This window comes from Arthrobacter sp. JZ12 (genome assembly GCF_035189165.1).
Taxonomy (GTDB): domain Bacteria; phylum Actinomycetota; class Actinomycetes; order Actinomycetales; family Micrococcaceae; genus Arthrobacter_D.
In genome coordinates this window covers 437,130-450,711 of record NZ_CP045246.1, presented here as the reverse complement: position 1 = coordinate 450,711, position 13,582 = coordinate 437,130, and the positions used below count along the sequence as shown (strand labels likewise).

At 57.0% G+C, this 13,582-nt stretch carries 6 rRNA genes; all 6 read right to left on the bottom strand.

The features are described 5' to 3' along the window. Positions 1-221: 221 nt before the first annotated feature. Positions 222-1,745 (bottom strand): 16S ribosomal RNA (locus tag GC088_RS02185). Between the two features lie 1,291 nt (positions 1,746-3,036). Then, a 5S ribosomal RNA gene (gene rrf, locus GC088_RS02180) occupies positions 3,037-3,153 on the bottom strand. A gap of 196 nt (positions 3,154-3,349) precedes the next feature. Beyond that, positions 3,350-6,487, bottom strand: a 23S ribosomal RNA gene (locus tag GC088_RS02175). A gap of 470 nt (positions 6,488-6,957) precedes the next feature. Further along, positions 6,958-8,482: ribosomal RNA gene (locus GC088_RS02170) — 16S ribosomal RNA — on the bottom strand. A 1,292-nt stretch (positions 8,483-9,774) separates the two neighbouring features. Next, positions 9,775-9,891 (bottom strand): 5S ribosomal RNA (gene rrf, locus GC088_RS02165). Between the two features lie 195 nt (positions 9,892-10,086). Next, a 23S ribosomal RNA gene (locus tag GC088_RS02160) occupies positions 10,087-13,224 on the bottom strand. The 16S, 23S and 5S rRNA genes sit together here, the layout of an rRNA operon. Positions 13,225-13,582 lie beyond the last annotated feature (358 nt).

Genomic DNA, 13,582 nt, shown 5'->3' with positions numbered 1-13,582 from the left:
GCCAAAAGGAACCCAACCAACACCACCAACACTTTCCACGCACCCACCCCACAAAAAGGGACAGGAACCGTACTCACGCCAACAGCACCAACCAGGCACCAAATCCGTTGATATTCCACCCATGAGCACCCACCGCAGAACAAACGCCTGCGCAATGGGCTTACTCCTGACAACCCCCACCCAACACATAGGAAGGACAGAAAGCTGTAGGCGCTCCTTAGAAAGGAGGTGATCCAGCCGCACCTTCCGGTACGGCTACCTTGTTACGACTTAGTCCCAATCGCCGGTCCCACCTTCGACGGCTCCCTCCCACAAGGGGTTAGGCCACCGGCTTCGGGTGTTACCAACTTTCGTGACTTGACGGGCGGTGTGTACAAGGCCCGGGAACGTATTCACCGCAGCGTTGCTGATCTGCGATTACTAGCGACTCCGACTTCATGAGGTCGAGTTGCAGACCTCAATCCGAACTGAGACCGGCTTTTTGGGATTAGCTCCACCTCACAGCATCGCAACCCTTTGTACCGGCCATTGTAGCATGCGTGAAGCCCAAGACATAAGGGGCATGATGATTTGACGTCGTCCCCACCTTCCTCCGAGTTGACCCCGGCAGTCTCCCATGAGTCCCCGGCATAACCCGCTGGCAACATGGAACGAGGGTTGCGCTCGTTGCGGGACTTAACCCAACATCTCACGACACGAGCTGACGACAACCATGCACCACCTGTAAACCGGCCACAAGTGGCCGACACATCTCTGCGCCGTTCCGGTTCATGTCAAGCCTTGGTAAGGTTCTTCGCGTTGCATCGAATTAATCCGCATGCTCCGCCGCTTGTGCGGGCCCCCGTCAATTCCTTTGAGTTTTAGCCTTGCGGCCGTACTCCCCAGGCGGGGCACTTAATGCGTTAGCTACGGCGCGGAAAACGTGGAATGTCCCCCACACCTAGTGCCCAACGTTTACGGCATGGACTACCAGGGTATCTAATCCTGTTCGCTCCCCATGCTTTCGCTCCTCAGCGTCAGTTAATGCCCAGAGACCTGCCTTCGCCATCGGTGTTCCTCCTGATATCTGCGCATTTCACCGCTACACCAGGAATTCCAGTCTCCCCTACATCACTCAAGTCTGCCCGTACCCACCGCAGATCCGGAGTTAAGCCCCGGACTTTCACGGCAGACGCGACAAACCGCCTACGAGCTCTTTACGCCCAATAATTCCGGATAACGCTTGCGCCCTACGTATTACCGCGGCTGCTGGCACGTAGTTAGCCGGCGCTTCTTCTGCAGGTACCGTCACTTTCGCTTCTTCCCTACTGAAAGAGGTTTACAACCCGAAGGCCTTCATCCCTCACGCGGCGTCGCTGCATCAGGCTTGCGCCCATTGTGCAATATTCCCCACTGCTGCCTCCCGTAGGAGTCTGGGCCGTGTCTCAGTCCCAGTGTGGCCGTCCACCCTCTCAGGCCGGCTACCCGTCGTCGCCTTGGTAGGCCATTACCCCACCAACAAGCTGATAGGCCGCGAGTCCATCCAAAACCACAAAAGCTTTCCACCAACATGGCATGCGCCAGAAGGTCGTATCCAGTATTAGACCCAGTTTCCCAGGCTTATCCCAGAGTCAAGGGCAGGTTACTCACGTGTTACTCACCCGTTCGCCACTAATCCCCCAGCAAGCTGGGGATCATCGTTCGACTTGCATGTGTTAAGCACGCCGCCAGCGTTCATCCTGAGCCAGGATCAAACTCTCCGTAAAAAATACAGACACAACACAAACCCCCGGAAAAAGAAGGCCCATGCTGCACAAAATTCGAAACCAGCTAAAAACCAGCCACCCCACAGGGGCAGGATGACCAGCAATCAACCAATCAAAAAATCGGTATCAACAAACATGGCACACTATTGAGTTCTCAAACAACAGAAGCACCCGGCACCAAACACAACCCTCAAGGCCGCATCATCGCTCCGGAGCAACTTTTCTAACTTACCCGCCAAACCCCACCCCGTCAAATCCGCCCTGCGGCGCTTGCGGTGTGGAACCGGCGATCCCAACCTCATCCAGGCGCAGTCCATGACGGATCAGATCCTGATTTTTGGAGGGAGTGTGTCGCTCAAGCGGAGGCTTTCGGAACCCGGTTGTTTACCTTTGAGTTCCTGTCCCGTCCGCGGCGACTCGAAGAACATTACACGCCTCCCAGCGGCCACGCAAATCGGCCCCCTCCGGGCAGGAAAACCCCCGCAGTTACCGGCCGGCGCGGCCCTGGGAAGGGCCGCTCGAGCACTCCAGGGCCGACCCCACCACACAAGCGATACTGTGATCGTCACCATAGATACACCCACAGATACATCCACCACCAACCCCCGGCACCGGGCCTGCCCCAGGACAAGCCCGGTGCCCAGCGCACCCGGAAAGTGCGGGATGAGTCAGAACGGGCGTCGGATACCCGGCAACCACCCTGTGGTTAATCTCGCACCCTGCTCCACCACGCCGGCAACAACCTTTCAGCGAAGTAGACCCTCCGGATGAGCCTGGAGGCAGCTGCCCCTGTCGCCGGCATCTACCACGCACCAGCCGACAGCGACTCGAACCCACCCCCCTTACGGCCAGGACCGCCTACGCCACCCGAGAACCACGCGCCGCCCGGATGAAACCCTTCCGGCCGACACCAAACCACACCCACCCCACCGGCCACCTCACCGGCACAACCAGGCAAACAACACCAGGCAAACAACCGGGCAGACAACCGGGCAGACAACCAAGCAGACAACCGGGCAGGCAGCACCGGGCAGGCAGCACCGGCTGGAACCACCGGCTGGAACCACCGCAACGCAATCGCAGTACCGGACCGTACCCCCGCCTCCCCGTCGTCCAACCACGCACACCCAGATCAACCCACGCAAACCACACAGTACGAGCAACGACCGAAGGCACCACTCCGCAGCCGGCGAACCCGCGGCTGACCGGTACTGATGGCCCGTGTTGGTGGTGTGGTGGTTAAAGCGGAAAGGGCCTCACCATCATGGTGAGGCCCTTTCCTGTAAATGTTGTCCGGCGGTGTCCTACTCTCCCACACTCTCTCGGGTGCAGTACCATCGGCGCTGTGGGTCTTAGCTTCCGGGTTCGGAATGGGACCGGGCGTTTCCCCCACGCTATGACCGCCGTAACCCTGTTACCCGCCCCTCGAACACGTGTTGGTGTGTGGGGTGGGAAGTCTTGTGGTTACAACTTCGTGGTTATGACTAACCTGTATTCAGTTGTGTGGTTCCCGTGAACCCCTTTTGGGGGCGGTTGTTGGTTGGGAACCGCATAGTGGACGCGTAGCACCCCGTGTTTCCCACCAGGGGTGGGGGGGTTTGTGTGGTGTCAAGTTATCGGCGTATTAGTACCGGTCAGCTTCACGAGTCGTTAGTCCTCGCTTCCACATCCGGCCTATCAACCCAGTGGTCTAGCTGGGGGCCTCTCACACCAAATGGTGTATGGAAATCTCATCTTGAAGCAGGCTTCCCGCTTAGATGCTTTCAGCGGTTATCCCATCCGAACGTAGCTAATCAGCGGTGCACTTGGCAGTACAACTGACACACCAGAGGTTCGTCCGTCCCGGTCCTCTCGTACTAAGGACAGCCCTTCTCAAATTTCCTACGCGCGCAGCGGATAGGGACCGAACTGTCTCACGACGTTCTAAACCCAGCTCGCGTACCGCTTTAATGGGCGAACAGCCCAACCCTTGGGACCTACTCCAGCCCCAGGATGCGACGAGCCGACATCGAGGTGCCAAACCATGCCGTCGATATGGACTCTTGGGCAAGATCAGCCTGTTATCCCCGAGGTACCTTTTATCCGTTGAGCGACGGCCATTCCACAATGTGCCGCCGGATCACTAGTCCCGACTTTCGTCCCTGCTTGAGATGTCTCTCTCACAGTCAAGCTCCCTTGTGCACTTACACTCGACACCTGATTGCCAACCAGGCTGAGGGAACCTTTGGGCGCCTCCGTTACTTTTTGGGAGGCAACCGCCCCAGTTAAACTACCCATCAGGCACTGTCCCTGACCCGGATTACGGGCCGAAGTTAGATATCCAGAGTGACCAGAGTGGTATTTCAACGATGACTCCACCCGAACTGGCGTCCGGGCTTCACAGTCTCCCACCTATCCTACACAAGCCACACCGAACACCAATACCAAACTATAGTGAAGGTCTCGGGGTCTTTCCGTCCTGCTGCGCGTAACGAGCATCTTTACTCGTAGTGCAATTTCGCCGAGTTTATGGTTGAGACAGCGGGGAAGTCGTTACTCCATTCGTGCAGGTCGGAACTTACCCGACAAGGAATTTCGCTACCTTAGGATGGTTATAGTTACCACCGCCGTTTACTGGGGCTTAAATTCCCAGCTTCGCCCACAAGGGGCTAACCGGTCCTCTTAACCTTCCAGCACCGGGCAGGAGTCAGTCCGTATACATCGTCTTGCGACTTCGCACGGACCTGTGTTTTTAGTAAACAGTCGCTTCCCCCTGGTCTCTGCGGCCCCGATCCGCCTCCGGACAGCAAGTGTCCATCACGGTTGGGGCCCCCCTTCTCCCGAAGTTACGGGGGCATTTTGCCGAGTTCCTTAACCATAATTCTCTCGATCGCCTTAGTATTCTCTACCTGATCACCTGTGTCGGTTTGGGGTACGGGCAGTTGGAACCTCACGCCGATGCTTTTCTAGGCAGCATAGGATCACCGGATCCCCACCCATGGTGGGGCCCATCGGATCTCAGAGTCGGTATCAAAACCAGGACCACGGATTTGCCTATGATCCCTCCTACATCCTTAGACCGGGACAACCATCGCCCGGCCCGGCTACCTTCCTGCGTCACACCTGTTAATACGTTTACCTCCCAAGATCAGGTCCCACGCTCCCCACCAACACTGGGTCCGAAGACCACTCGATGGTGGTTTGGGTGGTTAGTATCCCTTGTTCAGTAGGGGCGGTTCTTCACCGGTACGGGAATATCAACCCGTTGTCCATCGACTACGCCTGTCGGCCTCGCCTTAGGTCCCGACTTACCCAGGGCAGATTAGCTTGACCCTGGAACCCTTGATCATTCGGCGGACGGGTTTCCCACCCGTCTTTCGCTACTCATGCCTGCATTCTCACTCGTGTAGGCTCCACCACTGGTTTACACCGCAGCTTCACCGCCCACACGACGCTCCCCTACCCATCCACACTCCTGAACCACGAAGGCTAGGAACAAATGTGAATGCCACAACTTCGGCGGTGTACTTGAGCCCCGCTACATTGTCGGCGCGGAATCACTTGACCAGTGAGCTATTACGCACTCTTTCAAGGGTGGCTGCTTCTAAGCCAACCTCCTGGTTGTCTGAGCAACTCCACATCCTTTCCCACTTAGCACACGCTTAGGGGCCTTAGTTGGTGGTCTGGGCTGTTTCCCTCTCGACTATGAAGCTTATCCCCCACAGTCTCACTGCTGCGCTCTGACTTACCGGCATTCGGAGTTTGGCTGACGTCAGTAACCTTGTAGGGCCCATCGGCCATCCAGTAGCTCTACCTCCGGCAAGAAACACGCAACGCTGCACCTAAATGCATTTCGGGGAGAACCAGCTATCACGAAGTTTGATTGGCCTTTCACCCCTACCCACAGCTCATCCCCTCCATTTTCAACTGAAGTGGGTTCGGTCCTCCACGACGTCTTACCGTCGCTTCAACCTGGCCATGGGTAGATCACTTCGCTTCGGGTCTAGATCACGCCACTCACTCGCCCTATTCAGACTCGCTTTCGCTACGGCTACCCCACACGGGTTAACCTCGCGACGTAACACTAACTCGCAGGCTCATTCTTCAAAAGGCACGCCATCACCGGAACAAAGCCGGCTCTGACGGATTGTAGGCACACGGTTTCAGGTACTATTTCACTCCCCTCCCGGGGTACTTTTCACCTTTCCCTCACGGTACTGGTCCGCTATCGGTCATCAGGGAGTATTTAGGCTTACCAGGTGGTCCTGGCAGATTCGCACGGGATTCCTCGGGCCCCGTACTACTTGGGATACATTCCAAGCGGCAGCACGCATTCCGGCTACGGGACTCTCACCCACTCCGGTCGGGCCTTCAAACCCATTCACCTATACGCCTGCACTCACTTCACCAGCCCGGCAGAACTGGCACGGAACGTCCCGCAACCCCAGTGATGCAACGCCCGCCGGCTATCACACACCACTGGTTTAGCCTCATCCGCGTTCGCTCGCCACTACTAACGGAATCACTATTGTTTTCTCTTCCTGTGGGTACTGAGATGTTTCACTTCCCCACGTTCCCTCCACGCACCCTATGTGTTCAGGTACGGGTCACTCAGTCACTCGCACGCTGAGCGGGGTTTCCCCATTCGGACATCCTGGGATCACCGTTCGGTTATCAACTCCCCCAGGCTTATCGCAGATTCCCACGTCCTTCTTCGGCTCCTGATGCCAAGGCATCCACCGTGTGCCCTTAAAAACTTGACGATCACACACAACCAACACACCAACCCCAAAAGGCCGGCACATCAATCGCGTGCACACAAAAATTTAAGATGCTCGCGTCCACTATGCAGTTCTCAAACAACAACCCCAACACACACCCCCACCACCCCAACCAGGGCAACAGGAAGTCATGCGCAGGAAACCAGAAACACCAGAAAAACCACACCCAACCCCACCACAAAAAAGCAGGACCAAAGCATGGGCTCCTGTTGCCTCAGGACCCAACAGTGTGCCAAAAGGAACCCAACCAACACCACCAACACTTTCCACGCACCCACCCCACAAAAAGGGACAGGAACCGTACTCACGCCAACAGCACCAACCAGGCACCAAATCCGTTGATATTCCACCCATGAGCACCCACCGCAGAACAAACGCCTGCGCAATGGGCTTACTCCTGACAACCCCCACCCAACACATAGGAAGGACAGAAAGCTGTAGGCGCTCCTTAGAAAGGAGGTGATCCAGCCGCACCTTCCGGTACGGCTACCTTGTTACGACTTAGTCCCAATCGCCGGTCCCACCTTCGACGGCTCCCTCCCACAAGGGGTTAGGCCACCGGCTTCGGGTGTTACCAACTTTCGTGACTTGACGGGCGGTGTGTACAAGGCCCGGGAACGTATTCACCGCAGCGTTGCTGATCTGCGATTACTAGCGACTCCGACTTCATGAGGTCGAGTTGCAGACCTCAATCCGAACTGAGACCGGCTTTTTGGGATTAGCTCCACCTCACAGCATCGCAACCCTTTGTACCGGCCATTGTAGCATGCGTGAAGCCCAAGACATAAGGGGCATGATGATTTGACGTCGTCCCCACCTTCCTCCGAGTTGACCCCGGCAGTCTCCCATGAGTCCCCGGCATAACCCGCTGGCAACATGGAACGAGGGTTGCGCTCGTTGCGGGACTTAACCCAACATCTCACGACACGAGCTGACGACAACCATGCACCACCTGTAAACCGGCCACAAGTGGCCGACACATCTCTGCGCCGTTCCGGTTCATGTCAAGCCTTGGTAAGGTTCTTCGCGTTGCATCGAATTAATCCGCATGCTCCGCCGCTTGTGCGGGCCCCCGTCAATTCCTTTGAGTTTTAGCCTTGCGGCCGTACTCCCCAGGCGGGGCACTTAATGCGTTAGCTACGGCGCGGAAAACGTGGAATGTCCCCCACACCTAGTGCCCAACGTTTACGGCATGGACTACCAGGGTATCTAATCCTGTTCGCTCCCCATGCTTTCGCTCCTCAGCGTCAGTTAATGCCCAGAGACCTGCCTTCGCCATCGGTGTTCCTCCTGATATCTGCGCATTTCACCGCTACACCAGGAATTCCAGTCTCCCCTACATCACTCAAGTCTGCCCGTACCCACCGCAGATCCGGAGTTAAGCCCCGGACTTTCACGGCAGACGCGACAAACCGCCTACGAGCTCTTTACGCCCAATAATTCCGGATAACGCTTGCGCCCTACGTATTACCGCGGCTGCTGGCACGTAGTTAGCCGGCGCTTCTTCTGCAGGTACCGTCACTTTCGCTTCTTCCCTACTGAAAGAGGTTTACAACCCGAAGGCCTTCATCCCTCACGCGGCGTCGCTGCATCAGGCTTGCGCCCATTGTGCAATATTCCCCACTGCTGCCTCCCGTAGGAGTCTGGGCCGTGTCTCAGTCCCAGTGTGGCCGTCCACCCTCTCAGGCCGGCTACCCGTCGTCGCCTTGGTAGGCCATTACCCCACCAACAAGCTGATAGGCCGCGAGTCCATCCAAAACCACAAAAGCTTTCCACCAACATGGCATGCGCCAGAAGGTCGTATCCAGTATTAGACCCAGTTTCCCAGGCTTATCCCAGAGTCAAGGGCAGGTTACTCACGTGTTACTCACCCGTTCGCCACTAATCCCCCCAGCAAGCTGGGGATCATCGTTCGACTTGCATGTGTTAAGCACGCCGCCAGCGTTCATCCTGAGCCAGGATCAAACTCTCCGTAAAAAATACAGACACAACACAAACCCCCGGAAAAAGAAGGCCCATGCTGCACAAAATTCGAAACCAGCTAAAAACCAGCCACCCCACAGGGGCAGGATGACCAGCAATCAACCAATCAAAAAATCGGTATCAACAAACATGGCACACTATTGAGTTCTCAAACAACAGAAGCACCCGGCACCAAACACAACCCTCAAGGCCGCATCATCGCTCCGGAGCAACTTTTCTAACTTACCCGCCAAACCCCACCCCGTCAAATCCGCCCTGCGGCGCTTGCGGTGTGGAACCGGCGATCCCAACCTCATCCAGGCGCAGTCCATGACGGATCAGATCCTGATTTTTGGAGGGAGTGTGTCGCTCAAGCGGAGGCTTTCGGAACCCGGTTGTTTACCTTTGAGTTCCTGTCCCGTCCGCGGCGACTCGAAGAACATTACACGCCTCCCAGCGGCCACGCAAATCGGCCCCCTCCGGGCAGGAAAACCCCCGCAGTTACCGGCCGGCGCGGCCCTGGGAAGGGCCGCTCGAGCACTCCAGGGCCGACCCCACCACACAAGCGATACTGTGATCGTCACCATAGATACACCCACAGATACATCCACCACCAACCCCCGGCACCGGGCCTGCCCCAGGACAAGCCCGGTGCCCAGCGCACCCGGAAAGTGCGGGATGAGTCAGAACGGGCGTCGGATACCCGGCAACCACCCTGTGGTTAATCTCGCACCCTGCTCCACCACGCCGGCAACAACCTTTCAGCGAAGTAGACCCTCCGGATGAGCCTGGAGGCAGCTGCCCCTGTCGCCGGCATCTACCACGCACCAGCCGACAGCGACTCGAACCCACCCCCCTTACGGCCAGGACCGCCTACGCCACCCGAGAACCACGCGCCGCCCGGATGAAACCCTTCCGGCCGACACCAAACCACACCCACCCCCACCGGCCACCTCACCGGCACAACCAGGCAAACAACACCAGGCAAACAACCGGGCAGACAACCGGGCAGACAACCAAGCAGACAACCGGGCAGGCAGCACCGGGCAGGCAGCACCGGCTGGAACCACCGGCTGGAACCACCGCAACGCAATCGCAGTACCGGACCGTACCCCCGCCTCCCCGTCGTCCAACCACGCACACCCAGATCAACCCACGCAAACCACACAGTACGAGCAACGACCGAAGGCACCACTCCGCAGCCGGCGAACCCGCGGCTGACCGGTACTGATGGCCCGTGTTGGTGGTGTGGTGGTTAAAGCGGAAAGGGCCTCACCATCATGGTGAGGCCCTTTCCTGTAAATGTTGTCCGGCGGTGTCCTACTCTCCCACACTCTCTCGGGTGCAGTACCATCGGCGCTGTGGGTCTTAGCTTCCGGGTTCGGAATGGGACCGGGCGTTTCCCCCACGCTATGACCGCCGTAACCCTGTTACCCGCCCCTCGAACACGTGTTGGTGTGTGGGGTGGGAAGTCTTGTGGTTACAACTTCGTGGTTATGACTAACCTGTATTCAGTTGTGTGGTTCCCGTGAACCCCTTTTGGGGCGGTTGTTGGTTGGGAACCGCATAGTGGACGCGTAGCACCCCGTGTTTCCCACCAGGGGTGGGGGGGTTTGTGTGGTGTCAAGTTATCGGCGTATTAGTACCGGTCAGCTTCACGAGTCGTTAGTCCTCGCTTCCACATCCGGCCTATCAACCCAGTGGTCTAGCTGGGGGCCTCTCACACCAAATGGTGTATGGAAATCTCATCTTGAAGCAGGCTTCCCGCTTAGATGCTTTCAGCGGTTATCCCATCCGAACGTAGCTAATCAGCGGTGCACTTGGCAGTACAACTGACACACCAGAGGTTCGTCCGTCCCGGTCCTCTCGTACTAAGGACAGCCCTTCTCAAATTTCCTACGCGCGCAGCGGATAGGGACCGAACTGTCTCACGACGTTCTAAACCCAGCTCGCGTACCGCTTTAATGGGCGAACAGCCCAACCCTTGGGACCTACTCCAGCCCCAGGATGCGACGAGCCGACATCGAGGTGCCAAACCATGCCGTCGATATGGACTCTTGGGCAAGATCAGCCTGTTATCCCCGAGGTACCTTTTATCCGTTGAGCGACGGCCATTCCACAATGTGCCGCCGGATCACTAGTCCCGACTTTCGTCCCTGCTTGAGATGTCTCTCTCACAGTCAAGCTCCCTTGTGCACTTACACTCGACACCTGATTGCCAACCAGGCTGAGGGAACCTTTGGGCGCCTCCGTTACTTTTTGGGAGGCAACCGCCCCAGTTAAACTACCCATCAGGCACTGTCCCTGACCCGGATTACGGGCCGAAGTTAGATATCCAGAGTGACCAGAGTGGTATTTCAACGATGACTCCACCCGAACTGGCGTCCGGGCTTCACAGTCTCCCACCTATCCTACACAAGCCACACCGAACACCAATACCAAACTATAGTGAAGGTCTCGGGGTCTTTCCGTCCTGCTGCGCGTAACGAGCATCTTTACTCGTAGTGCAATTTCGCCGAGTTTATGGTTGAGACAGCGGGGAAGTCGTTACTCCATTCGTGCAGGTCGGAACTTACCCGACAAGGAATTTCGCTACCTTAGGATGGTTATAGTTACCACCGCCGTTTACTGGGGCTTAAATTCCCAGCTTCGCCCACAAGGGGCTAACCGGTCCTCTTAACCTTCCAGCACCGGGCAGGAGTCAGTCCGTATACATCGTCTTGCGACTTCGCACGGACCTGTGTTTTTAGTAAACAGTCGCTTCCCCCTGGTCTCTGCGGCCCCGATCCGCCTCCGGACAGCAAGTGTCCATCACGGTTGGGGCCCCCCTTCTCCCGAAGTTACGGGGGCATTTTGCCGAGTTCCTTAACCATAATTCTCTCGATCGCCTTAGTATTCTCTACCTGATCACCTGTGTCGGTTTGGGGTACGGGCAGTTGGAACCTCACGCCGATGCTTTTCTAGGCAGCATAGGATCACCGGATCCCCACCCATGGTGGGGCCCATCGGATCTCAGAGTCGGTATCAAAACCAGGACCACGGATTTGCCTATGATCCCTCCTACATCCTTAGACCGGGACAACCATCGCCCGGCCCGGCTACCTTCCTGCGTCACACCTGTTAATACGTTTACCTCCCAAGATCAGGTCCCACGCTCCCCACCAACACTGGGTCCGAAGACCACTCGATGGTGGTTTGGGTGGTTAGTATCCCTTGTTCAGTAGGGGCGGTTCTTCACCGGTACGGGAATATCAACCCGTTGTCCATCGACTACGCCTGTCGGCCTCGCCTTAGGTCCCGACTTACCCAGGGCAGATTAGCTTGACCCTGGAACCCTTGATCATTCGGCGGACGGGTTTCCCACCCGTCTTTCGCTACTCATGCCTGCATTCTCACTCGTGTAGGCTCCACCACTGGTTTACACCGCAGCTTCACCGCCCACACGACGCTCCCCTACCCATCCACACTCCTGAACCACGAAGGCTAGGAACAAATGTGAATGCCACAACTTCGGCGGTGTACTTGAGCCCCGCTACATTGTCGGCGCGGAATCACTTGACCAGTGAGCTATTACGCACTCTTTCAAGGGTGGCTGCTTCTAAGCCAACCTCCTGGTTGTCTGAGCAACTCCACATCCTTTCCCACTTAGCACACGCTTAGGGGCCTTAGTTGGTGGTCTGGGCTGTTTCCCTCTCGACTATGAAGCTTATCCCCCACAGTCTCACTGCTGCGCTCTGACTTACCGGCATTCGGAGTTTGGCTGACGTCAGTAACCTTGTAGGGCCCATCGGCCATCCAGTAGCTCTACCTCCGGCAAGAAACACGCAACGCTGCACCTAAATGCATTTCGGGGAGAACCAGCTATCACGAAGTTTGATTGGCCTTTCACCCCTACCCACAGCTCATCCCCTCCATTTTCAACTGAAGTGGGTTCGGTCCTCCACGACGTCTTACCGTCGCTTCAACCTGGCCATGGGTAGATCACTTCGCTTCGGGTCTAGATCACGCCACTCACTCGCCCTATTCAGACTCGCTTTCGCTACGGCTACCCCACACGGGTTAACCTCGCGACGTAACACTAACTCGCAGGCTCATTCTTCAAAAGGCACGCCATCACCGGAACAAAGCCGGCTCTGACGGATTGTAGGCACACGGTTTCAGGTACTATTTCACTCCCCTCCCGGGGTACTTTTCACCTTTCCCTCACGGTACTGGTCCGCTATCGGTCATCAGGGAGTATTTAGGCTTACCAGGTGGTCCTGGCAGATTCGCACGGGATTCCTCGGGCCCCGTACTACTTGGGATACATTCCAAGCGGCAGCACGCATTCCGGCTACGGGACTCTCACCCACTCCGGTCGGGCCTTCAAACCCATTCACCTATACGCCTGCACTCACTTCACCAGCCCGGCAGAACTGGCACGGAACGTCCCGCAACCCCAGTGATGCAACGCCCGCCGGCTATCACACACCACTGGTTTAGCCTCATCCGCGTTCGCTCGCCACTACTAACGGAATCACTATTGTTTTCTCTTCCTGTGGGTACTGAGATGTTTCACTTCCCCACGTTCCCTCCACGCACCCTATGTGTTCAGGTACGGGTCACTCAGTCACTCGCACGCTGAGCGGGGTTTCCCCATTCGGACATCCTGGGATCACCGTTCGGTTATCAACTCCCCCAGGCTTATCGCAGATTCCCACGTCCTTCTTCGGCTCCTGATGCCAAGGCATCCACCGTGTGCCCTTAAAAACTTGACGATCACACACAACCAACACACCAACCCCAAAAGGCCGGCACATCAATCGCGTGCACACAAAAATTTAAGATGCTCGCGTCCACTATGCAGTTCTCAAACAACAACCCCAACACACACCCCCACCACCCCAACCAGGGCAACAGGAAGTCATGCGCAGGAAACCAGAAACACCAGAAAAACCACACCCAACCCCACCACAAAAAAGCAGGACCAAAGCATGGGCTCCTGTTGCCTCAGGACCCAACAGTGTGCCAAAAGGAACCCAACCAACACCACCAACACTTTCCACGCACCCACCCCACAAAAAGGGACAGGAACCGTACTCACGCCAACAGCACCAACCAGGCACCAAATCCGTT